The sequence below is a fragment of the Ruminococcus sp. 8Y-12 genome, from assembly GCF_058119865.1.
The window spans coordinates 1,656,972-1,682,500 of record NZ_CM176623.1 but is presented as its reverse complement, the minus strand read 5'-3'; the positions used below and the strand labels follow the sequence as shown (position 1 = coordinate 1,682,500).

At 47.5% G+C, this 25,529-nt stretch carries 14 protein-coding genes (1 of these 14 only partly in view); 2 read left to right on the top strand and 12 right to left on the bottom strand.

All coding sequences use genetic code 11. The features are described 5' to 3' along the window. Positions 1–11,793, bottom strand: the 5' portion of a protein-coding gene (locus tag AC0THY_RS06275; RefSeq protein ID WP_489993587.1) for a Calx-beta domain-containing protein. The gene continues 936 nt to the left of window position 1, outside the view; the window shows 11,793 of its 12,729 coding nt (coding positions 1–11,793); it begins with the start codon at positions 11,791–11,793; its stop codon lies beyond the left edge, outside the window. A gap of 361 nt (positions 11,794–12,154) precedes the next feature. Between AC0THY_RS06275 and AC0THY_RS06270 the strand changes: the two genes are divergently transcribed. Beyond that, positions 12,155–14,131, top strand: a complete 1,977-nt coding sequence (locus AC0THY_RS06270; protein ID WP_489993586.1) for a GHKL domain-containing protein — start codon at positions 12,155–12,157, stop codon at positions 14,129–14,131. Here the strand turns inward: AC0THY_RS06270 and AC0THY_RS06265 are convergent. The 4 genes from AC0THY_RS06265 to AC0THY_RS06250 all read right to left on the bottom strand — a co-directional run bounded on the left by AC0THY_RS06265 (position 14,116) and on the right by AC0THY_RS06250 (position 18,435). Continuing rightward, positions 14,116–14,835, bottom strand: a complete 720-nt coding sequence (locus AC0THY_RS06265) for a LytR/AlgR family response regulator transcription factor (RefSeq protein ID WP_489993585.1) — start codon at positions 14,833–14,835, stop codon at positions 14,116–14,118. The two genes, AC0THY_RS06270 and AC0THY_RS06265, sit on opposite strands and share 16 nt — an antisense overlap. A 64-nt stretch (positions 14,836–14,899) precedes the next feature. Then, positions 14,900–15,625: a CvpA family protein gene (locus tag AC0THY_RS06260; protein WP_489993584.1), complete on the bottom strand. Its 726-nt coding sequence runs from the start codon at positions 15,623–15,625 to the stop codon at positions 14,900–14,902. 11 nt (positions 15,626–15,636) lie between these two features. Beyond that, entirely contained in the window at positions 15,637–16,914 is a 1,278-nt protein-coding gene (locus tag AC0THY_RS06255; protein ID WP_489993583.1) for a DUF5711 family protein, read from the bottom strand. 75 nt (positions 16,915–16,989) lie between these two features. Then, a complete protein-coding gene (locus AC0THY_RS06250; protein WP_489993582.1) occupies positions 16,990–18,435 on the bottom strand; it encodes a LysM peptidoglycan-binding domain-containing protein in 1,446 nt (481 codons plus the stop codon). Positions 18,436–18,736: 301 nt separating this feature from the next. Here AC0THY_RS06250 and yyaC point away from each other — a divergent pair, with 301 nt between their 5' ends. Next, the gene (gene yyaC / locus AC0THY_RS06245) at positions 18,737–19,387 is read left to right on the top strand and encodes a spore protease YyaC (protein WP_489993581.1); all 651 of its coding nucleotides are present in this window, start codon (positions 18,737–18,739) and stop codon (positions 19,385–19,387) included. Here the strand turns inward: yyaC and AC0THY_RS06240 are convergent. From AC0THY_RS06240 to aroE, 7 genes are all read right to left on the bottom strand, one after another. Further along, positions 19,285–19,911, bottom strand: coding sequence for an HDIG domain-containing metalloprotein (locus AC0THY_RS06240; protein WP_489993580.1), 627 nt, complete (start codon positions 19,909–19,911; stop codon positions 19,285–19,287). The two genes, yyaC and AC0THY_RS06240, sit on opposite strands and share 103 nt — an antisense overlap. 174 nt (positions 19,912–20,085) lie before the next feature. After that, positions 20,086–21,024 (bottom strand): transketolase family protein, encoded by a 939-nt coding sequence (locus tag AC0THY_RS06235; protein ID WP_489993579.1) that lies wholly within the window; start codon positions 21,022–21,024, stop codon positions 20,086–20,088. After that, a complete protein-coding gene (locus tag AC0THY_RS06230; RefSeq protein WP_489993578.1) occupies positions 21,012–21,851 on the bottom strand; it encodes a transketolase in 840 nt (279 codons plus the stop codon). The genes AC0THY_RS06235 and AC0THY_RS06230 overlap by 13 nt, the downstream gene beginning before the upstream one ends. 288 nt (positions 21,852–22,139) lie before the next feature. Next, positions 22,140–22,655: a heme-degrading domain-containing protein gene (locus AC0THY_RS06225; RefSeq protein WP_489993577.1), complete on the bottom strand. Its 516-nt coding sequence runs from the start codon at positions 22,653–22,655 to the stop codon at positions 22,140–22,142. An 8-nt stretch (positions 22,656–22,663) separates the two neighbouring features. Then, on the bottom strand, positions 22,664–23,917 hold the full coding sequence (locus AC0THY_RS06220) for an L-rhamnose isomerase (protein ID WP_489993576.1): 1,254 nt from the start codon (positions 23,915–23,917) through the stop codon (positions 22,664–22,666). Between the two features lie 103 nt (positions 23,918–24,020). Continuing rightward, positions 24,021–24,626, bottom strand: coding sequence for a class II aldolase/adducin family protein (locus AC0THY_RS06215; RefSeq protein ID WP_489993575.1), 606 nt, complete (start codon positions 24,624–24,626; stop codon positions 24,021–24,023). 43 nt (positions 24,627–24,669) lie between these two features. Continuing rightward, positions 24,670–25,527 (bottom strand): shikimate dehydrogenase, encoded by an 858-nt coding sequence (gene aroE / locus AC0THY_RS06210; RefSeq protein WP_489993574.1) that lies wholly within the window; start codon positions 25,525–25,527, stop codon positions 24,670–24,672. Positions 25,528–25,529 lie beyond the last annotated feature (2 nt).

Here is a 25,529-nt window from a genome sequence, read left to right as displayed (position 1 = left end):
ATCACTGCTGGCAAACGTCACCTGGGGGAAGTCGGCATTTGCGGGAGCTATCTTCCATGATGCCTGCCAGGTCTGTCCAAGGAGCAATTCATGCTCCAAATCTGCCTGAATCGCGTCTACTTCCACAATCACCCTGGTAACTTCCACTTGTTCTGTGGCAGTGGTGCCCGCCTGATTTGTTACAGCAATTTCATAGGTTCCGTTTTCGTTCGTGCTGTAGGTAGTTCCTGCTATATTCCTCCCATTTATGGTGATATCTCTTAATCCGGAGATGCCCGGCTCCGTCTGTATTTCCAGCGTAGCGTTTCGTACCAGCTCTGTGGGGTTGCCGAGAACCTTTATGATCGGGCGGCAAGTATCCTGTTTCAGCCTTACGGATGCCTCCAACTGGTTTCCTGCGGCATCTTCCGCAATTACCTTAATAACATAGTCTCCGTCCTTCAGATCTTGAATGGTAAATTCTTTGTCCAAAGACTCAAACTCTTCCTCCCCAATCCGATAAGTTATTTTTTTCAGCTTTGTTATGTTTTCTGTCACAACCACGTCAATATGGTTGTCTGTGGCATTGTTCCATTCCCCAGGTACAAAGCTAGGATCTGCCTGAATACTCACTCCTTTATGGTCTATGACAATCTCTTTTGAATGGATGACGGTTATATTGCCGTCCCAGTCTTCGATCCTGGCATAGACGATCACATCTGCGTCCTCTTCCAGGGCGAAAGGCTCTCTGTATTCCTTCCAGCCCTTTGCCTCATCGGGGACTTCCCCCGCATTCACTACCTGGTATGCTACGTGCTTCACGCCGCTTGGCACGTCGCTGCTCTCAATAGTTACCTGGAAGCCTCTGCTGGAGTATGCGCAGAGGTTTTCTGATTCTTCCGCCAGTTTTGCCAGTATTTCCACCCGCTCCGGGTTATTAAGCTCCCTGAGATGAATGGCTCCCTTCGGCGCCACGTTGTCCCGGAAATCCGCATGCAGGGAGGTGTCCTCGGTCAGCTTTCCGCTGATTTGGGCCTCCTTTTGCACCAATTCTCCCTTTTCATTCTTCCACCCGGTGAATTCGTATCCTTCTAACGGCACGGCCTTTAGGGTGTATTCCGTTCCCTTGCGCAAATATACGTCCACCTCAGTCTGTCCACCTTTTTCGGAGGTCACCAGTGTTTTTCCGTTGTATTCTACCCTTCCCCCCGTATCCACGGATGCATGGAGCTTATATTCTTCAAAAAGATCCAGAGCAATTTCTGTATGCACAGTAGGATTGTCCGCAGAGCTGATGGTCACTGCGGCCTCTCCCTCTTTTAAAGCGGTAATCAGCCCATTTTCATCCACAACCGCCTTGTCTGTGTCGCTGCTTTGGAAGATCACCTGTGGATAGGTGGCGTCCTTTGGCAGTACCTTCCAGCCGATCTGGTGGGTTTTCCCCGTAGCCAGCGAAATGTTTTCCTCCCCGGCCCGGATTTCCTCCACCTTAATAATCATGTTTGTCACCTTCACAGTGACGGTGGCTGCGCTGCCTCCGTTGCTGACAGCCACAAAGACGTAAGTGCCGTTCTCGCTTTCCTTCAGTTTATAGGTATTCCCTTCGATTTTCCTGCCGTTTACGGTGATTTCCTTTAGACCGGATACTCCCGTGGTTACCTCTGCGGTTAGGATAGCCTCTCTTACCAGCTCTGTGGGATTTCCGGTTACTTCTATAGTAGTTTCCGCGGTTTCCTTCTTTACGTGGACAGACTGCGTCAGCATATGCCCCGCCTTATCCTCGGCGATTACCTTCACCTCGTAATCCCCGTCCTTCAGGCTGTCAATTGTAAACTGATTATTCTCTCTGAGGTACGCTTTTCCGTCAATGACATAAGTTATCCTCTTGAGCGGCGAGGTTCCTTCCGTAGCCAGCACGTGGATTTTGGCATCCTCCTTTCTGGTCCATTCACCGGATGTGAAATTAGGGGTGAGGATCAACTGGCCGCCTTCTTTGTCAATGAGGATTTCCTTGCTGTTTACAATGGTCACATTTCCTTCCTCGTCCTCCACCCTCGCATATACAACTGCGAAAATATCGTCGGTAAGGGTTAGCGGTTCCGCGTAGTCTTTCCAGCCCGAATTCTCATCATAGATTTCCCCTGCTTCCACGATCTGATACTTTATGGATCTTACGCCGCTTTCGTGGTCTTCTCCTGTCACAGTGATTTCGATCCCCTCTTTTGAGTAAAGAATTTCATCTTTTTCTTCCCCATTTTCCTGTTTCTCCAGGGCTTTCAGATTAATTGCCGCCACAGGCGGGGTTATATCTTTAAATATAGCCTTCAGGTTCATATTTCCTGTTAAATTTCCAGTAATCTCCTGTTCTGTCCTGAATACCTCCCCGGTTTCATCAGCCCATCCCTCAAATATGCATCCTTTATCCGCAAAGGCAGTAAATTGGTAATTTTCACCGGATGTCAGGTCAAAATCAATGGTTTTGCTTCCATCCCCGGCGGGCAGTATAATAGAAGATGTCTCTCCCGGGCCTTCGGTTAACCCTTCTTCTGGTGCCTGGTCAATTTTTTCCGTTTCATCCGCATCCTGCGCCTCTTCTATGGTTTCAATATGTCCGCAGTGGGTTGTCTCTAAATGCAGGCGGTACTCTCTGTTAATAGAGCAAGTGGTAACAGCCTCCGTGCTGGTTGTATCCGTATAAGCGGTAATCTTCACTTTTGCTGCTACGCCGGTGCTGCCTGCCGGGAAGTTATGGTAGGTAATCATCCCATCTTCTGCAATATCCAGATAATTCTGGCCCTCTAAAATTTCAAACTTATACTTCACATCCTCTTCGCTGCAATGATGGCCTTTTACACTGCACGGAAAAACAGCAAGCCTGGTATCCAGCTTTTTGGTAATGGTATCTTGTCCATAGGGAATGATTATTTGATTGTCATACACCCTCAGGTCAATTCCACAAGTGCAGACCTCCCGCTCAAAGTAAATAGTGTAGTCCGTGTCCACGCCTCCATAGCTCATGGTTACGGTGACAGAATCTTCCTCCTCTTTCTTAGTTACTTTCGCCCCTGCTGCGAGTGCATCCTCTGTAATACTGTACTCCACGGACGGAATCTGACTTTCCGGATATCCGTATGGCAGCAGCACATGATATTCGTACTGGTAAGGCGAAAATGTTTCCATTTCCAGATCATATTCCCCGTCATGTACAGCTAAACCGTTCAGCCTGGTATGATCGCTGTATACAAAGGTTCGGATTCTGCCGCTCACGTCTTTTGCCATAATGGTGTAAACAGCAGTACCGCTCAGTTCTATCGTTCCGGTGTCCCAGGTAACTGCCTCCTTACGATAATCTCTGGACAGTGCAGGAGTTTCTCCGCTTACCACTATGCTGTCAGGAGAAGTCTGCTGTACCTTTCCTTTGTAAATGATCATCTGCTCCAGATTTACGTCGTTTGTCTGGCTTCCCACAGAGTAAAACAGCTTTCCGGCCTGGTTCGAGGATTTGTAAAGGTTTACCTCCGGTCCTTTTGACAGGCAGTTCAGGTAGAATATCCCAGATGTAATCTGCCTAAGGCTATCTTCTACTTCCACCCTATAGTATCCATTCTTTGGTATTGCGGCGGTTTGCACATCATTCAGCTCTTTTGGCGCCCCTGACGGCCGTATCTCCTCTCCCAGCTGTACGGAACTGTTCGTGTCCGGGTCAAAGGAATATATTTTAACCCTCTGTATTCCCTGCGGTGCAGCTACCTGATACCTTATATAGGCTGTGCCATTGGTAAATTCCGGTATAGATTCCCACTTCTCATTCACTGCCTCCGCTGAAACCTCCGGCCATGTATCCTTTCCTGATTGTGTAACTGCTCCTGTGTCAAACCAATCTACCGGAATATCATAGCTGGCCCGGTTTCCATACGAATCCAATGCAATAATGCGGTAATTCCTGTTTTCTGTTATGGAAAGAACGGACTGGGCAAAGCCCTGATGCACATAGGTATCCGCTCCCCCTCCATCAATGCTTACGGAATTAATGGCCATATTATCATAGATGTACACAGGCATTTCAAACGTGGTGCCCGTCTGAAGTTTCCCTGTTCCCGGAACCTCTTTTCCCAGTATGATCTTAGGCGGTATGGTATCCTTTTCTACAATATCCCCAATGTCGCCTTCCGTGCCATACTTTTCAATCAGTTTATCAAACTCTGCCTGATTGCCCAGTATCGTTACCGTTACCTCATGCTTTTGCAGTGTCGTGTTTTTAAAATCAATGATCACTGGTTCAAAGTATTCCCCGCCAGTGCTCTTTCCATTACCCTCCACAATGACGCTTCCAAATCCAAAGGCATTTTTGCTGCTCACTTCCGCCTTTCCGCTAAAGTACAGCTCCAAGCTGGAGGCATAGGTCGTGAAAGTAAAACTTCCGCCCTTTTTGCCCACACAAATATCATGTTGATAGGGCAGTACGGCTTCTGCTGTGATCTTTCCGATGTCTTTATCTTCCCACTGGCCCTGTGCGCTGTTTTTAAAGGTCAGCGCCTTGTTTGTCAAAGCAATGTTGGTTCCGTCTGCTGTGTTGGTAAATACGATATCTTCATAGGAACTGGTCGTCGTATCTGCAATTCTTATAATGCCACTTCCTACTTTCCCTGCCCGTACGGACAGCATTCCATTCACCGGGTTATAGTTCAGCACATCCAGCAGTTTCTCATCCGCTGAAGCCTCCTGGGCTTCCCCGGCAGAGCTTAATACCATCTCTGTGGCTGAAACATTGCTGTTCTTCGCTGCACCGGTGGTATAGGCCATATCTAAGTTTACCGTATTTCCTAACGTGAGATTCAAAGCTGACGGCACCACAAACTTCGTCACCGGATCAAAGCTGACATAAGATGCATTGTTCTGAGTGGTATACTCCTTCGAATCCGTGAGCACAGTAAACCGCAAATTCATAGCTTCTTTTGGACTTGTCAGGTCAAAGCAGCTGACCGGCAGCGTGATCTTCCCTTTCAGCCTCACAGCCTCTCCCCCAGGAATGGATTTTGCTGATTTCACAGACTCTTCCCCCTCCGGGCCGGTTTCCACGCTCCCAGTTACTTTGTAAATCCCATTTTTTCCGGCCTCAGTCAGATCCTTTCCGCCACTCTGTCCTTCGTATCTTACAAGGGGCTGCTTCAGGTCCAGAGGCACATAGTGATTTTCCCCTGATTCTGTTTTCCCGTCGGTCCGTTCCAGTTGGATACGGATATTTTCAGCATCTTTCATTCCCTTGTTAGCCAAAAGCAGATCAAGATCTACGATTACGCTGTCCTGTCCATTTACATTTTCACGCTTCATGTCCCGGGCTGCTTGGACGGATATTTCTGTAATGCTGACCTCTGCCCGGTTGCCTACTACAATTTTCCCAAGTCCGTCATCCTTGTTAAAGGTGCTGGTAAAAAATGCTCCTTCTCCTATGTAATCTGCATTCTCGCTTACTGTAAAATACAGCACCCGTTCTGCAATATCTTCCGGCAGTTCTTTTGTCTGTACTGTATCCGTGCTCACCTGCTGTCCTGCCAGCACATTGCTTAAAATTTTCCATCCTGCCAGTTCCCTTGCATCACTGCCATCAGTTCTGGCCGCATACAGTTTAACAGAAGCCGCATAGCGTTCATCATCTGCGGCACGGATAGCCACGTCGCCGGTATTTCGGAACGATACGCTGGCATCCAGCCTTGCCCCCGGGACAAATTCTTCCATATTAAGCCGTATGGATTCTTCTCCGATCTGCTGCTTCCCCACTCCATAGGTGAGGGCGTACACACCCATCTGCCCGCTGATCCCATTTTCCATATCCGGAATTACTTCTTCTACCAGTTCTTTGGACCCCGGTTTCTGGAGGGTGGTTCTTACCAGGTCTGTATAGGTCCCCTGGGAAATGATGGTGAGAGTCCCCTGTGTTTCTTCTGTGGTCGGTGTGCCAAGAGCAATCTGAGGCTGTGCAAAGGAAAATTTATTCATTCCGCCGCCCATGGACTCATCAAAATAAGCTTCCTTGGTCTCCTGTGCGCTCCAGCTGCCAGCCTGTGCATCTTCATAAACCTGCATGTGATTCATGGCAAGCAGGATGCCCTCGCCAAAGGACCCGATATTGGGATCGTATTTTGTTAAATATAATGCGTTGTTTACGGTGTCTGGTACTGTATCCGTGTAGACGGCTGAAATATTTCCATCGCCGTCTGTTCCTATTACGGTATCTGCCTGGGAATTTCCGTTTTCCTCCGGTTTAAAGAAAGGCGTAATTGTCCCCGGACTCCCTTCGCAGAAAAGATCTAGGTTTGATTTGTCAATCACATAAGTCATGCCGTTCATGCCGAACAGGAAGAAGGGTTCTGGTGTGCCGTCAGCCGTCAGCTTTCCATTTAAGAATTTCAGGTTATGAAAGGCGGGGGCTGCAAACGGTTCCACCAACTGACTTCCCTGGTATTCCCCGTCCAGGCTGTCATCCAACTCGGAGTCCACCAATGTCTTAATCAATACCGGTTTGCCCGGAACTAAATTTGTCTCATTAAAATCCGTTTCACCGGTTTCGGGTGTCTCCTGCCCTGTGCCTACTTTGACGGACATCTTTTGAAGATACAGCTTTTTCACGGTCTGCTTGTCTCCGTCATTAATATCCTCCTGGGAGGTTGCATAGGCCAGGTAGAAGGTGTCCTGCGAATCCTCCATAAAGCGAATATAGTCAATTCTTGCGCCCTGGTCTTTCCAGGTTTCGGATGGTTCGATTGTAACATTTTTGTAGCCTTTATTGCCTTTTTGTTTCACTGCAAAATTCAGCTTGGAATACTGTCCGTACAGAGAATCCAGCGTAACCGAATATTTATAATTTGCATTTGCATACGGATCTCCGGTTCCGCCGCTTCCATCCGGCTCGTTTCCTCCCGCTGCTGATTCATAGTAGGACTTATACTCTTCTTTTCTCTGCTTCAAAACGTCTTCACTGTAAGGCTCCGCTTCGCCAAAGAACACCACATTTTCGTTCACTGCTTTGGGAAGGAAGCGGTATCCTGCAAGTTCTTTTTCGCCGGAAACCACCTCTGCATCTGTAAATCCTGTATCCGTTCCCGGTGTAAAGGATGCCGTCTTTACACATACATGCCGGCTGATCTCAGCAAGTACTTCCTCTTCAGTCAATGCAGGCTTTACGTTCTCATAAGCATCATCCCTATAGGTAGTCCAGGTAACGGTTATCTTACCGTCATTGACCAAAGTGCCGAATTCCAGGTCACCCAAACCGTCATCCTGACCATCGTTTCTGTCTACTACAATATACGGCCTGTCTGAATCCGGATCTGCCGGATTGGCCAATCCCTTGACTTCATCTCCGTTGCTGCTGGCGGTGGTCAGTTCCGAGAGTACAATCTGCGTACTGTCAGTGGCTCTTCCAGTTTCATTACGTTCTCTGCTGATGGTATATACCAGATAATTCTTATCCCCCACTGTCAGAAGTTCATAGCCTGCCGCCGCATTTAAACCATCCGCAAGTTTTACCGCAGCCGCACTGCTGCCATATCCGCTGGTCTGGAATGGCACACCATCCAAATCAAAGGCCATGGGCATGATTTCCGGTGTCACATTGTCATCAGAGGTGTAGAAATTCTGTGTACCGCTGGTATCCTTTGGAGGTTCCACCGTCACATTTGCCCCTGGGATCTCCGGCAGTTCAGCAGACCTGGCCATGCGGCTTCTCATTTCTTTACCGCACAGAGACCACTTAAAATACCACCCGTCGCTGCCGTTATCCTCTTCCTCTTTATCGTATCCGGCCGTACAGCCCACCAGATCCATCTTGAAGCTGAAAAACAGAAATACTGCGTTAAATCCTACTGCTGCCCCTGTCTCAAACTGATCAAAAGAGAAGTCCTCATTGATCGTCATGGCCATGGATACGGATACATGGACATACACCTCAAGTTTTGCGATATCAATGCCGACTCCGGCTCCTGCTTCGATAAATACAGATGGATTTATGGTAAGGCCCGCAAAGCTCACCTGATTTTTCTTATTTCCATTTTCATCTAAATCCACTTCCACATTCAGCCCTGTCTTCATGTTCATCTCTCCACCCATAGATAAGTAAACATAGAAAATAGGGCATGCGCTGAAACGATACTGTAATTTTACAGAACCGGAGACTGCTACCGCAACCATGGCGGAAGAAAATTCATAGCTGGCTGTCTTTTTATTGTATTTCCACATAAAGGTGGCATTTGCAGCCATCTCAAAGGAAGCCGCATCGCTTTTCCCTCTCATGTCCCCACCTTCAAATCCAGGACTGTCTGGGCCGTACTTCTTTGAACGCTCCCTTAGCTTCTGAAATACGTTCTGGCTGTTAAAGGCTTTTTTTGCCTGTTCCAAGCTTTCCTGGTTCTCTTCCTTCGATGCCCCCAAATCCTCTTCTATCAGAGGAATTCCTACGGAAAACCCTATTTCGTCATTCCCCATAATATAGGAAAGAGGCCCAACTCCGATTTCCATGTTTGGCAGTTCCAGGGCAGGGCTTGAATCTGCTGCATCCGGTAAATTCTTCGTCACCCCGTGAAGATCCTGAGGCGCATTTACTTCCGGCATGGCTGTTTGGTCAAAACTTTGGACGCCCATTTCCGGATAGGTGGAAAAACCCGCCGTCTGTATAGCTGTGGCTTTTGTCCCCATTCTGGAACTGATCACCAGGGTGTCGTTTCCCTGAAGACACCCCAGGTACTGGTTGATCTCCTCCTTCGTGGCTGCCGCCTCAAAACCGTTTGGCATTAAGGTATTGTCCAAGTATATTTTGTCCGGTTCTGCATAATTCTTTGCCAGATTCCCCTCCCATTTTGGAGTCCATTCGTATTCTTTTTTGTTTTCATTAAACTGCGCCGGACTGGCATCCTGTCCTAGAGGAACAGAAAGCCTTCCGTTTGAAGCCGCATACATCTTTGCCGTTCCGTCTTTGCAGAGGATGTCACGATAACCCTGCATTTCTTTTGTCAGCTTTTCCTTCACACTTTCCTCTGTCAGTGTGGTGACAAAGCTAGGTATAAGGGTGAAAGTGCCATTCTTATCTCCTCCCGGCGGTACGGAAACACAAGATGGCATATAGGTATAATCCACCGTCATGACCAGAGGATGCCCGTCTATTGGCTGAAATTCATCCATGCAGAATTCCTGGTCTGAAATGTCTTTCAGCAGCTTTTCTCCTGTAGTATAGGCCCCGTCATTGTTTTCGTCCATATACAGGCGGATCTTGTTAATCGAAAGGATCTGCGGATCCCGTTCCACAGAAATGGCGTCCGGGGTGTATACGGATAAGGTGACTTTAGCCGCATTATAGTGTTCCGGGCTTATAGGAATATCTGCATCTCCCGCATAGGCCACATTGTTATATAGAATCAGGGATCCGTCAGTTAAGTTAAAGTTCACAGACTTTACATTTTTCAGGTCCCCTGTCCCATAACAGGATTCCGTTGGGTCATCCGTCAAATCCAGCTTTGCCTGGTTATCTTTGTATGTACATGTATCTTTATCAAATACTTTTGCTTTATATGTGATATTGCTGGAGATTTTATCTTTTTTCTGCTTTTTTACTTCATCCGTATCGTCTTCCAGCATAGATGCCCTATAGGAAAGTTCAAACTTCTGGACACGCTCTAGATACGTTTTAATCTGCAGGTTGCCCTCCGTGAGTCTCTCATTGATATCTCCCTGCCTTGCTATTTCCAGAAATGTGTAGTCCCTGTCTGTCTCTAAATCCCCATTCCAAAGCGTAGACCCTGACTGCGTCGTCAGTACGGCCTTTGCCATTTTATACTGCTTGGCCTTTTCATTCTGGGCAACCCTGAGCTTTGATCCATAGTAAAGTTTACCGCTGTTATCTGTTCCACCAGAATTTGCTTCCAGACTTACAATTGGCTGCACTTCACTCAGAATAGATCCAAGGTTATCATCATCATCCGGTGTGATCACGGAAACGACCGGATTTTGGGGCAAAGCGCGCCTGTAGATTGCAAAATCGTACAGTTTGATCCTTCCGTATCTAGGTCTCTGGGTACCATCGTATTTCGTTCCCCTGATTTTAAATACCAGGTGGTCATACTTTGGACTATTGAGATTAATGGTTCCCCCGGTATAGCCTTTTCCGTCTCCATGCGCTTGTTCGCCCCGGTATTTAAACAGCCAGTCGTATCCTGCCAGCTGCCAGTAATTTTTACTGAATTCCGAATTCAGGTGCGCGTCCATGTTATCATCCCCGCGCCCTTCCATATTTCCGGAATCTTTATAACAGAACGCACTTGTGGCAAGGGCTCCGTAAGCAGCAGAAAGATAATTGTAGGCCCAATACAATTTCTTTCTGGTAGAGCAGTCCACTTTCCAGTCAATGGTTGTAAAACGGTTATAAATTCCGGGAATGTTTAGGGCCATATAGGCATCATAATCCGTTGAAATCTCTGCTCCTCCGTCAAATTTTAAAAAGTCCTGGCTTCCGCTCCAGGTTCCGACCTGTTCAGGATTGGTGTGCTTGTCTCTCCACTGCCCCTGGTTCCTGCCAAAGGATAGCTCCTGACCATCGGTAACCAGAGACCTTGAACGTTTCCCCTGTTGATTTGCCGGCGCGTAATTTGCCTCTATCCCTTCCTCATCCTCTGTCTCCGGCGCAGTCACCACCTGGTTGTCATGCTCAGTCAGTGCTTTCTCTTCCGTTTTCACCTGCGCAGTCAGATCCACCGCATCCAGGCTCTGAAGTCTGGTGGCCAGATTGTCCTCCCTGGCTGTGTTACTGTTGTACAAGTCCACCCGGATACTTTGTCCGCCCTCTTTTACCGTACCTCCTTTGGGGTCGGAAAGAAGAATGGTAAAACTTTTGTCTTCCTTTGACTCCTCTTTATTATCAATCAAATCCACCTGGATATCAAAGTAATCAATATCACCGCTGAATGATGCTGTGCCTTCCGTGTTTACATAATCTTCCCCGGCTTTTGCCGTGCCCTCCTCTGTCTTATATTCCACAGAGGATACATACTGCAAAGCTCCTGTTCTCTTTACTTTGATCACAGCCTTCTGTCCTGCTTTGTCCACCCGAACAGCTTCTGTTTCGAAACCCATCTCGCTTGGCAATATTTCCTCGTCATCCGCTATGCTGATGGTTACCCTGTTCGCAGTCTCTGTAAATTCAGCTCCCTTGGCTTCATAGATGGTTAAAAGAGCCAATTCCTGGGACTCATGCTCCTCATCGTCAATGGGTGTGACCAAAACATCTTTGACCCACTCCCCCTCAGCGAAGGCGACCTCAAAAAAGCTGGTTCCATAGAGGTTCTCCTGATCCAGTTCTACCGGGGAATAGGTGATTTCTCCATTCTCGGAAGTTCCAACCGGATCCTCTGCCTCTAAAGTATAATCCCGGTTGCTGGCCGCATTGGCATAGACCGCCTCTGTCCCCTCCTCATCCAGATAAGAAACAACCGAGCTGACTGCAATCTTTGCCGTTGCCTCCCCCGCAGTGCCGCCCAGACGGTAGATGGTAATCTTCTGTGCTTCTGGTTCCTGAGACTCCTGAAGGTTTATGTACTCATCTTTAAAAGCAAAGGTTCCGTTAGGAAACTTTTCCTCCCAACTTTGATCCTCTTTTACAATCTCATTGCCGTCTTTGTCAACGGCAGCCAAATAATCGGACTTTTCTGCCTGGTAAGCCAATGCTGTCAAATCCACGCTGGTCAGCATCAAAACCAGGGAAAGTATCCCCGCCAGGCATCGTTTCCCAATCTGTGTCAATGTAATACCGTTTCCCACTTTCTTTTTCAAATTACTTCCTCCTTCCAATCACTTTCAACTTTGGGTCTGCATTCCCCAATAGGGTTCCAGCCTGTTCATACAGAGTCCTCCTGTTTTTGGGCGAACCCATCCAGTATGAAGCGCCTATTTAAGAAGACTTTGACCCAAGTCTAATTTACCTTAAATTTCCTTTATTTTAAATACGTTATGCAGTATTGGGATTTATTCTTCAATTTTGGGAATTGTGGATACTGTTCTCAGAACTGCGCTTATTACAGGACCGTAAACCGTAAAGAATGATTGAAAATCGGATGGATCAATTATTGACAAATACCTTGAAATACTGATAGTCTAATTAATAATGGAAACCATCAAGAGAGGGAGGAACCAGATGCTGTCTTCAAAAAATAAAATCAAAAAAATGATCCTGTTGCTGGTGGCCTTGTTTGGCTCCGCCCTCATGTTTGCAGTTTTTTTTCCACTGCTTATGACTTATTATACCCCCATGGATTCTAAAACCTATGACTACTCCGTAGATGCCCCGGACGGGCAAGTTGTCACTGACACAAAAGGCTGGGAGGTCTTTTTGAATGAGAAAGGTAAAATTACCCCTCTTGTCTTTGACAACATCGGGGGCTTCACCGGACTATCCTACGACGGACAGACTTTTTATTACTCCAGGGTTTTAGATGAAGTGCGGGATGATCCCATGCTCCAGATCGAAGTAGTCAACCGCAGTGTCAGCATTTTTCTGGATGATGAGCTTTTGTATACGGATTGGCCCGAGTTGGATAACCGGATTGGTTATCTGGAACTGCCTATGCAGGAATGGGACCGTGCAGACCCTGTTCTGGTCTCGCTACCGACAGATTACGCAGGAAAAACACTTACCATCGCCCAGTCCACCTCCCCTCTCGGCAGTGAAAAGCAGGAATCTACAAACACAGCAGTATACCTGTGTTCCGTCAGGTTATACTGCGGCTATGCATATGAAAGCAATCTGATCTCCCAGTCTGCTCAAACGGCTTACCCCGCAATCATCCTCTTTCTCCTGGGCATAAGCTTGCTCTGCCTTATGGTTTATCAATCCTTTCATGGGCATACGGATTTTGGCCTTTTCTTTTTTGCTGGTGTTCTATTCTTAAATATGTGCAGCATTCTGATAAATGCTCCGTTTTTTTATAAATATTTTCCACTTAATGGTCAGCCTATGATTGATTACAAAACCCATGCAGCGTTGTTTGGGGTCACCTGTCTGCTCCTTTTTATCAGCACCCGGATAAGGGGAAATGCCAGATGGATCCTGACCTTCCTGGCTTTTCTTCAGGGTGTCAGTGTGGGGCTGGGAGTGGCGTGCCAGATATATTTTCCAAATCAACCCACTTTGTTATATCTGGATGACTTTCTGAGCTTGATTGCAATCCTGGTGACTTTGTTTTTTGCTGTCTGCCAGTCTCGCAGGGGGATATCCTTCTTCACCAGCTTCTGTAAAGCTGCTTTCGCACTATCCACCGCATATCTGGTATTTCTCATTGTGTCTGTTTGGTTTTATCCAGATTACTGGGCTCATTTTAAGGAACGAATACCCAAGATATCTCCATCCAATGTAGCTATGCCCCTAAGAGCTCTGAGGATTATGGCCATTATTTGTTCGCTTTGGGCTATATTGGTGGATTTTTTAAAAGCTCAGGCAGAAAAAGCCTCACAGCAGACAGCCCTGAGGCTTCAGGAGGAAATGGCTCGTGACACCTATGAGCATATCCGATCCCAGGCAGAGGAAACTGCCATTATGCGCCATGACCTGCAAAAACACCTGAATACCCTGGGAGGACTACTGGCCGGGGGACAGATCGCAAGAGCTAAAAATTATATTGCAGAAGTTACCGAAAAAGCAAAACAAATTCCCAAAATTTTGAATACAGGTAACTACATACTGGATATCACCTTAAACAGCCGGCTCTCAGAAGCGCTGGAGAGGGGTATCCAGGTGGATATCATTCGGGCCGATGCGCCCCCATCCCTGCCCATGAAAGACACTGATCTTAGCTCTATCCTGCTGAATGCTTTAGATAATGCAATTCGTGCATGCAATGATTCCTCCAATAAGAATCCATGGATTCGCCTGGATTTACACACAAAAAAACAATTCTTTTATTTATCACTGGAAAATTCCACCCCGGAACCGGGGGATCAGAATAATGAGTCAAAAAAATTAAACATGGTTAAAGAACACGGTTATGGAATTCTCATCATGGAACGGACTGCGGAAAAGTACGGAGGCCTTATGCAGATCAAACGTCTCCCCGGCAGGTTTCGGATATCTTTCGCCCTGCCGGCCGAACCGCCAGAAGATCAACTGGATACGTAGCACATCAGCTTCTTTTTCGTACTGTCATACCGAAGCTTGCTGACGGGCACCTTCCTGTTTCCTTTTAGGGTCAACTCATACCGTCTGATGGCCTCGACATGCTCCAGATTAACCAGAAAACTCTGATGACAACGGCAAAATTCCACGGGATCCACTTCCTGCTCGATCTCCGTAATCGAGTTTCGCGAGAAGATCCGTTCCTCATTCACATACAGTAGTGTTCCTCTTCCGCTGATTTCTACATAAGCCAATCGCTTTAAAAGGATTCTGCGTATTCCTTCTGCCGTGGATATCAGGATATGCTTTTTCCGGTAAAAGCGCTCTTTACAGTAGTGGATCGCCTCCCGCAGCTTGTCCTCCCGCACAGGCTTTGCCAGATATCTGACCGCCTCTACCTCATATCCCATCAGAGCATAATCTTCGTAAGAGGAGACAAAGATAATCGGCACTTGATTCCCTTTCTTACGCAGTCTGGCAGCCAGTTCGATCCCATTCAGGCCATCCATAACCACATCCAGCAACAGAAATTGGTATTCCTGCTCATCTTTCTCCAGGGCTGCCAGCAGCTCCTCACTGCTCTTATACATCGAAATCTCATAGCAGATATTATCCGCTTCAAGAATCTTTTTTGTCATTTCAATTATCTGTTCCTGATCGTATTTTTCATCATCACATACAGCAATATGAAGTACAGATGAGTTCATTTTTGTGCTTCCTTTCAAAAAATTGCGATTCTACTATAGCATAAATAGCAGTCATAGCTGTTTTTTACAAAATTTTCTCTACTGCTCCCAGCAAATATTTTAAGATGATATTCTGTTCATACAAAAAGCTGAGTATAGGGCTTTCATAGACCATATTCATTAGCTTCTCTCCCGCATCCGTGTGGCTGAATACCGTTAACAGTAAAAGCCCAAACCAGACCACTAGGATACCCTGGGCAAAGCCTAAAATTAAACCCAGAAAACGATTGGCACCGTGAAGAATCGGTAGATTTGCTATGATATCCAAAGTCATCACCGTTGTCCGCAGAATGAGAAAAACCAACACCAGAGCTGCTAAAAATGAAAGAATATTCAGTATAATATTGGCCATATAGCCTGCGATGTATTTGGAAAACCCTGTAACACCCAGCAGCTCATACCCCACGTCATTATTGTTGTTCAAAAGCTGCTGCTTTAAAATCTGTGGAAGTTCCATCTCTTCAATCTGTTTTTTCTGGTCTAAGAAGGAAACGTCCTCTTTCTCTGCATCCTCCGCTGTGTCTCCATCGCCCATACCCGCAAAAGCCTCCTCACACTTACTCTCAACCACTTCATAGATGGGTGTATACTCCTTTAAGAACTGGCTGATATAGGGTGTTGCCATATAAACAAGCACGGAGGAGAGTACAAAAAAGAACATGGAAGCAAAAACGCGCACAAATCCTCTGCGGTATCCATTTAACACAAACACTGCGATTAGCAGCAGTATAATTACTGTAAGTATATTCATGATCTGTTCCCCTATTTGAGTCTTATCACATCTGTACTTTCCTGGGTGAGAACCATATATTTACGGAAACCCTTTATACTGATGACATCCACAATGGGCTTTTTATATTTACCGGAGAACTTTTTGCGTCCCCCTGTTCCGTAGATTTCAAAAGTACTCTCATTAAATAAAATCAAGTTGTCTTCCTCCAGCTTGACTTGGTCGTATGCCAGGTCAAAGTACTTGCTCATCACTTTTTTCCCGCTTTGATTATATAGCTGCATCATGTATTTGTGCTCCGCTTTGTCACTTTTAAAAACAAACCCAAAATACTCTTCATCGTAAAATACACTGAGAATTTCATGTTCAAACTCCTCCTCTTTTTCCAGAGCCGGAATCTGCCTGCCTTTAAAAATGCTGAAACCATTGCTGCGAAAAGCAACCGATGTGTCTGTGTCCATAAAGATCACCTTTGGTACCACCACATTTTCATACGTCTCACTGCTCACCATATTGTTAATCTCAGCTTGTCCCACAGAGTCAAAATTGTAAAAGCTGACCCTGGTATTCATAATTCCCTTTGTGATACACAGATAGGATACCATCAGCTTCAGTCCATCCGGAGAAAGCGCAATATCCAGCGGATAACCGGATTCACCTAATGAGGTTCTGTTTTTGGCAATCTCATTCCCCTCTGAGTCATAAAAATTAATCCAGGTCACGTCATCGTCCTGCAGCACTGCACAAACCACTCCCTGCCTGGCCACCCTCACTTTTTCAATAGGCAGGGAGGTCTGAAACTGACCTAAAAGTCCGCTATCATTATAAATATAAATCTGTGTCCCCTTCTGATCTGCCACAGCTGCAGTCGAACCGCAGATATCAATGACCGGGCTCTGCATACTGTAAGTACTGCTCCACAGCACCTCTCCGCTGTGGGATACACAGGAGACACCGTCCGAACTGTATTTGAGCAGATTTCCGCCCAGGGCTGTATACTTTGTTCCATTGATATCAGCCCGTTTTGTTCTGCTGATGGTAGTAAATTCGGTTCCAACATGTAGAAAGAGGTAGAGGAAAAAAGCTGCTGCCAGAATCCCTAAAATGCCCAGGATAACCATCCAATGCCTTCTTATCCCTCTCCGGTGCTGTCTCAGCTTATTCCATAGACTTCCGTTCAACAGAATATCACCACTGGCCTCGTCCGCTTCATTCCCCTCTGACAAATCCCAGAGCTCCTCCTGCTCAATCTCCTCTTTTACCCTGTCTATTTTTTGAAAATGCTTCTTAAAAAATGCTTTCATTCCCATAGTTCTTTCTCTGCCAAATACTTTGGACTCCTTTTCGGATACTCCTGGTATTATAACACACAGAAAAATCCCTGTCTATGGAAGCAAAATTTTTTGTCCCAGCAGGATGGTGTTGGGATCGCTGATACCGTTCAGAGTACAGATCTCATTCAACCGGTCTGTGGTTCCATAATACATCCTGCAGATATCTGCCAGTGTGTCCCCTGCCTTAACAATGTATGCGGCTTGATTCGTATGCTCCGCTGCCGGCTGAGCGCTCTGCGAGGCAGCCTGTGCGCTGGCATCCACATCCTGTCCCTGGGTTCCTCCCGCTGCCTGTCCATCTCCTGCTGTACCTGCTGCTGTGGGAATATCTGTCTGTGCCTGGCTCTGGTCCTGTCCGGCTGCCTGTGCCTCTGTCCCTGCCGCTGCGCTCTGTGGGTCAGCTGCATTCTGTCCATCCGCCGCTGCGTCCGCCTTAGTGTCCTGCACATTTTTTTCTGCTTCAGAACTTTTCTGTGCATTGCCGGAAAGTCCCTGGCCGTCCTGGCTTGATTCTGCTGCTGTCTCGGACTCTCCCTCTGCCTTGTCACCGGCAGTTTCAGTCATGGTCTCCGTCTCTTTTTTTGCACTATCCTGCTTATCTGTGGATGCAGTCCCCTTCGCATTGACCTTTGCAGACGCCTCCGTGCTCTTTGCCATATCCGAGAGTGCCAGCTCCATATTCTTCATCTTATCATAGTTGTTGACCATAGTTACCCCAATAATTAAAATGGTCAGAACTAAAAAGGTACTTGCCGCATAGAGAAATTTGACTGTTTTCGGCTGCGCTGATTTTGTGCCCCCTTTCTCCTTAACAGCCTGGTTTACTGTCTGCTTCTCCCCCTTCTCCGGGTTCTCTTTTCGCTCCTGCTTTTCTCTCTTCTCCCGCTTTTCCTCTGCAATCTTGCGGAAACTCTTTATGGCATTGTCCGTCACCTCTGTCTCTCTTTCCACCGACTTTCCTTCGTTTCTGAACACCATGTAGTCCTGCATGGATTTGTTTTTATCATAGTAAATGTAATATCCATTCTGTGGTCTCAGGCTGCCATTCTCCTCCACAAAAACACTGTCTTCCTTTTCGCTGGGCTCATAGAGAATCAGCACTGCATCTTCTCTGTCAAAATGTGTTTTGTAAAGGTCATTTAGCTCTTTGCTCAGTGCCAGGGGCTGTTCCTGCACCTGCATTGCCCATCCCAGAATCTCACTGTTTTCAAAGTACTGCTTTGCCTCCCGATAGATGTCCTCCCATGCTTCCTCCCCAAACGCAGGGTCCTCTACCTGGATTGCCCCATGGATAAAAATGTACCTGACCTCATCCTGTTCCCAGGTCTCCCCCAGAAGCACAGCAGCCTCCACCTGATGCAGGTAAGTCACTGCATAGTCTTCCAAATAAACCCTTTTTCCTTTTCCTGCTTCACCGATCTGACGTACATTCTTAGGCAGTTTCAGCCTGTCCCCGTTTTTCCCATCGCCGTTTCCCTTATAAACCATTTCGATCATTCCCCTGCACACTCCTTCATACATATATGTTCTAAGGCCAAGTACATCGTAAACGAAATAAGTGCCGCATATTCAGACAAGTATATGGGGTGCTTATTTCGTTTACGATGTACTAGCCTTAGCACTACCTTACCATAAGTGTCCTGCAGATTTTATCAATTCCTGTTCAAAAACACTGGAGTTTTACGACATATTTTGAACACGGCCATGTTTTTTCTTCCAGAAGAATTCGCAGGAAATGATTGAATATTTTCCAGGTGCCATGGATAAACTTTAGAAAACGCTTTGAAAGGACAAACTTATGAACGATCAGAAGATAGAACAAATTTATTACATTGACTCCAAGGCGCCGGACGCCTGCAGCCGTATAAACACCTGCCTCTCCTTTCTCCTGGAGGGATACTCCGGCCTGAAATCATCCCCGGTCTTTGTCTGCATCGGTAGCGACCGGGTAACTGGGGATAGTCTTGGACCTATGATCGGATCTGAGCTGAAAAAGGTATTAAAAAAAGACATTCCCGTGTATGGTACACTGGAAATGCCTATTCATGCTCTTAACTTAAATGATACACTCTCCGCAATCAAAGAACAGCACAAGAAAAATATTATCATCGCCATAGATGCCTCCCTGGGGACCAGGGATCACCAGGGCTATATCACTCTTGGAAAAGGGAGTCTCAGTCCCGGAGCCGGCGTGGAGAAAGATCTGGAATCCGTAGGCGATATCTTTATCACCGGCATCATAGGAGTCTCCAGCCGTTTTTCCCATCTTACGCTGCAGACCACACGCCTTTCCGCCGTTATGGCCGTGGCAGAGCAGATCACTGCAGGTGTTCTGAAGACCTTTGGCTACCGGGCTGTCCCGCAGCCGGAGATACCTGTCTTCTCCGCATGTACGCCTCTCTCCATTGCAGGCGCCAGCTTGGAGGCAAACCGATACATGGTGCGGTAACCAAAGGGCAGCGGAATACGCTTGGGCATAATCCTGCCTGCATAGTGATCCGCAATCTCACAGGCCCCGCAGTATTTATCCGTGAGACAGATCACATAGGACTCCACATATTTCGGTGGAATCACTGTGAGAGGCCACATGTGCTTGAGAATCAAATCCCGCTCCAGAGGCGTCAGCACAAAATATCTCTCCGCAATTCTGAGGGCTCTTCTGGGGTGGGTCATCCCGTGAAAATGATCCCCTGTTCTGGCGGCATGTTTTCTCCAGTCATAGAGAAACAGATCGTGGAGCATCCCCGCTCTGGCGGCTGCCCTGGCGTTTAACCCCAGAGCCTTGCAGACCTGATAATTATAATAAGCTACATTTAAACAGTGCTGGTAACAGTTGGTATCGCAGTGGTGCGGATACTTCTTCATCCTTTGCACCACTGGATGCTGCATAATATCTCTTATGCAGTCATAAAATTCCTGATTCAGATGGTTTTTAAACTGTCTTGCTTTCCTTGCCCTTGCATCCCGTGTCATAGAAATCTTCCTTTCTCTGTCTATATATAAAACGGATATCCCCGTCCTAAAAGCTCGTATCAATACTTGCTTTCTTAATTATATAGTAGGATGCGCGGAAAGTAAACTGTCTATCCTCTTCCGGAATCACAAAGAATCACTTTGGGATACTGCCATAAGCAAAAGTCCATTCCATTACAGAAAGCTTTTAATCTTCCCATAAATTCCTTCTGCATCCAGTCCATATTTCTCCAGCAGTTTCACTGCCGGTCCGGACTCTCCGAAGGTATCGTTGACACCGATCTTCATCACCTTGGTGGGTGCCTTCTCGCTCAGGCAGTCGCACACAGCGCTTCCCAGACCGCCGATTACCGAATGCTCTTCTACGGTTACGACTTTCCCGGTCTCCTTGGCTGCTGCCAGGATCAGCTCTTCGTCCAGAGGTTTGATGGTATGTATGTTGATCACCTTGGCCTCCACTCCGTCCGCAGCCAGCTTCTCGGCGGCTTCCAGGCAGGCAGCTACAGGCAGTCCGGTGGCTACGATGGTCAGATCTTTGCCCTCGCGCAGAACTACGCCCTTGCCTATCTCGAACTTATAATCCGGCCTGTCATTGATCACCGGAACTGCCAGACGTCCAAAACGCAGATACACTGGCCCCTCATACTCTGCCGCTGCTTTCACAGCAGCTCTGGCTTCCACATCGTCCGAAGGGTTGATCACGACCATTCCGGGGATGGTGCGCATCAGGGCAATATCCTCGTTGCACTGGTGGGTTGCGCCGTCCTCTCCAACGGAGATGCCTGCATGTGTTGCTCCGATTTTCACATTCAGATGGGGATACCCCACAGAGTTGCGCACCTGCTCAAAAGCGCGGCCCGCTGCAAACATGGCGAAGGAGCTGGCAAAGGGAACTTTGCCTGTTGCTGCAAGCCCTGCTGCAATACCGATCATATTGCACTCCGCGATACCACAGTCAATGTGACGCTCGGGATATACCTTTTTGAACATGCCAGTCTTTGTGGCAGCTGCAAGGTCAGCGTCCAGCACCACGATCTTGTCATTTTCTGCTCCCAGCTCTACCAGGGCGTTTCCATAGCTCTCTCTTGTTGCAATCTTCTTTACTTCTGACATAATGCTTCACCTGCCTTTTCTAAATCTGCCATAGCCACTGCGTACTGCTCATCATTGGGGGCTGTTCCATGCCAGGAGGCCTGATTTTCCATGAAGGATACGCCTTTGCCCTTCACGGTCTTCATAACAATTGCCGTCGGCATTCCCTTCACAGTCTTTGCCTCGTCAAAAGCTGCCTTTAACTGGTCAAAATCGTTTCCGTCCGCTACATTAACTACATGGAAGTTAAACGCCTCAAACTTTTTATCAATTGGATAGGGTGAGCAAACATCTGCAATATCGCCGTCAATCTGAAGTCCGTTGTTATCTACGATTACGACCAGATTGTCCAGGTTTTTGGCCCCTGCGAACATTGCGGCCTCCCAAACCTGTCCCTCCTGGATTTCCCCGTCTCCTAAAAGCGTATAAACCCGGTATTCCTCATTGCTGAGTTTCGCGGACAGCGCCATGCCTACTGCCGCTGAGATTCCCTGTCCAAGGGAGCCGCTGGACATATCCACGCCCGGAATGTGCTTCATATCCGGGTGTCCCTGCAGGTAGGAGCCGATATGACGGAGGGTCTTCAAATCCTCCACAGGGAAGTATCCCCTGTTGGCCAGGGTTGCATACAAGCCCGGAGCCGTATGTCCCTTGGAGAGTACAAAACGGTCTCTGTCCGCTTTCCCCGGGTCCTTGGGATCAATATTCATTTCCTCAAAATACAGATACGTAAATACATCTGCTGCTGACAGAGAGCCGCCCGGATGTCCTGCTTTGGCACTATGTACAGATGTGACAATGCCCTTGCGGATCTCATTGGCCATTTTCTGAAGCTCAAGTTTGTTCATGCTCATTCTCCTTTATGTTTTTACTCGTTTTATCTGCGTCTTCTCTCACAGATCATTGCGAGTCGATTATAACGCATTTCTTTCTATTTGGAAATAGGTAAACTTTTTATTAATAACTTTTTGTATTAATAATTATTATTTTATCAATTCCCAACTACCGTTTACTCTATATTATGAAGCAGATTTTTTCCGATTTCCCCTTAATACATGGGATTTATAGACGAGTTTCGCCATTTTGCCCATCCGTTTTTATTATTAATAATTCATGCCTACTAATTTATTTTTCCCTCATGGCTGATCCGGATCAAATGCGCATTCGTCCACCCGCTCCACTTGTCTGTCCAGGTATTTACACAGTCCATCCACTGCAAAATCATGGTCTTCATGATGAGTCAGACCGGAGACAGCAACCGCTCCAACACATCCTGTGCCATTGACATAGATGGGGAATCCCCCTCCCACAGCTGCATAGCTGGCTGGGTCTAGATTTCCTCCCTGGTATATGTCCTCTTTTCCTGTACGCATCATGTAATACAGTTTCAGAGTGCTCACATGCATGGTATTCACTGATTGAATTTTTCGTGAGAGCCAGATCTCGTTATAGTTATTTGTCCCCTGCCCGCCATACCGAAACACCTGATAGCCGTTTAGCACAATGTCCACTGCGACAGATACGCCGCGTCTTTTTGCCTCATTGGCGAGAATACATCCCAACTGCCATGCATCCTCATTGTCAAACCTTTCAAATCTCAGTTGTTTTTCCTGAATATCAATCAGGTTGTATTTCTGTTCATATCCGTCCATGTCTCCTCCTATCTGCACGCCAGCACTTCCCTCTCATAAGCCCTTACCTCCTGCAGCCAGTCCATACCTGTTGGAACCCCCATCTTTTCGCAGTAATAATCCCATACTGCCTCAAAGGGATAAGTCTTCAGCTCTTCCATCACCGCCAGCCGTTCGGAATAATTCTCCTCCAGCTCCAGTCTTTGCAGCAGCCCTATTGGCTCAAGCAGGGCAAACAGAATCGACTTAATGGTATTTCTCATTCCAATGACACAGGCGGTGATGCGATTGATGCTTCCGTCAAAATAATCTGTTCCGATATGTACCCTCTCAAGCCAGCCGCCCCGTACTACCTCCCGGATCATATCCTGGGTATGGTCGTCAAAGGACACCACATGGTCACTGTCCCAGCGCATCGGCCTGGTTACATGCAGTGCCATCTCCTCTGAGAAAAGCATCACTGCGCTGATCTTGTTTGCCACCTCCTCGGTCGGGTGAAAGTGTCCGGCATCAAGGCAAAGACTTCTTCCCCGTTTGGCAGCATACATCATGTAAAATTCGTGGGAACCCACGGTATAGTCCTCCACTCCGATCCCAAATAACTTACTCTCCAGGGTATCCAGATTCAGACTCTGATCCACCGGTTTCTGAAAAATTTCATCCAGGCTGTTTTTCAGCCTCTCTCTGGGTGCATAGCGGTCCGCGGGAAAGTCCTTATATCCGTCGCAGATCCAATGATTGGTCACTGCCTGTATTCCCAGCTCCCGCCCAAAAAATTCCCCCACAATGCTGGAACGCCTGCAGTGCTCAATCCAGAAATCCCGTATTCCGCTGTCACTGCTGGCCAGGGTAAAGCCTTTCGCTGACTTGGGATGAGCGTAACAACTGGGATTGAAGTCTAGGCCAAGGCCCCTCTCCCTGGCCCAATCCACATATGCCCGATAGTGTCTCGGCTCAATTTCATCCAGCTCCACCCTCTCGGTGGTATCTGCCTGCGTAGCCTGCAGGCTCAGCTTGTGTTTCCCGGGTATCAGAGAAAAGGCTTTATCCGCATCCTGGCGCAGCTGATCCGGATTGGAGGCTGCGCCGGGATAGCTCCCGGTAGACAGGATACCTCCGCTCATCTGTGTATCCTTGTTTAAAAATCCTTTCACATCGTCAAATTGCCACGCGTTAAAAGAAACCCTGACCTGCTCTAACCGGTTCAGGGCCCTCTCAGTATCCACACCTATGGCCGCATATCTCTCCTTTGCCAGCTGGTAAGCCTGATCTGTGTTTTTCATACAATTCCTCCTTCTATTTGGAAAAGAAGGCAGACAGCAGATAGCGAATCTTGCTGTCCACCTTCCGCTAGACTCTTTTAAGCTCGTGTTGGTGTACTTTTTGTCAAATTTGGTTTTTGAAGATGTTGCAGACTGCATCCGCCTCGATCCTCTCCAGCATACTGTATGCCATGAACAGATCTGAGCCGGATACCACAACACCGTGCAGAGGCATAATCGCTGCAATCGGGTATTTCTCTGCAAGCTGACGCCGTTCGTCGAAATACCGGTATACCTCCTCGTGCAGGTTCTTGGTATAGGCCTGGGTGTAAGGAATGCACTCCACAGGTCCCCTCTTCATCGTGGCCTCCGTAATATTGGGAATCGGCTTGCTCTGGGCCACAAATACCATGCAGTACTGGGGATGGGCGTGAATGGTTGCCCCAATATTCTTAAAATTTTTCAGGAGCAGAACGTGCATATATCCCTCTCTGGACAATTTTCCCGTCCCCTCCAAAATGTTCATCTCGTAATCAATGAGTAAAAAATCTTCCGGCCGCATTTCGCAGAAATGCCGCTCTGACATCAGGGAGGGGGAAATCAGCACCCTGTTATCGTCCACGCGCACTGCAAAGTTTCCCCCAGCAGCATTTGTAAGCTTTCGGTCCCACATATAGTGGGCTACCTTTGCCATATCCTCCCGCTCTTTTCTGTAAGATAAATCTGCCATAATCCTCGTCCTCTTTTCTTTCCGGCATATTTAGTTGATTCCTCTATAGCCCATATTCCCTGGCAAGGGCATCCCTCATCACCTGACGGCTGCATCGGCATCCGGTCCAGAGGTAAAAGCTGATCGCTGCCTGGTTAATCAGCATCCCAAGCCCGTCTATGGTTCTGGCTCCCCTTTGTCTGGCCTCCTTTAGAAACAAGGTGTCAGGATGGTTTGGAATCACATCACACACGGTCATATGCTTTCTTATCGAGCTGTAATCAATGTCCGGTTTTTGATCCACCATGGGATACAGACCCACATTAGTGGTATTTACCAAAATATCCACGCCCTGTGGAACGGAAATAGTGTGATCCCAGCATAGGTACTCTGCTAAGGTCTCTGTTTTTTCATTTACCAGCCGGGTCAGTTCTGTTCCCCTGCCCGATTCCGGGCGGTTGGCGATCAGCAGCTTTTTTACCCCCGCGTTCGCCAGTTCCACAGCGATAGCTCTTGCCGCTCCCCCGGCTCCCAGCAGCATGGCAGTCCTTCCATCCATTTCAATCTGTTCTTCCTTTAAGGAAGTGATAAACCCTTTTCCGTCCGTATTTTCTCCGCAAAGTCTGCCTTCCTTCACGTAAACGGTATTGACTGCCCCCATAATCCGGGCATCCCCAGCCACCTCGTCCAGGTACTTCAATACTTCCACCTTATGGGGGATAGTCAGGTGAATGCCTTTCATATTCATAGCCTTTACGGCTTTTACAGCATCCCTTAAATCCTCCGGCTTTACCAGCACAGTCAGGTAGCGGTAGGGAAGTCCCAGGTCCTCAAATGCAGCTTTCGCCACCACCACAGTGGGATTTTCGTCTATTGGGCAGCCAAACACACCAACCAGTTCCTCCCGGTAGCTCTTTCCCATAA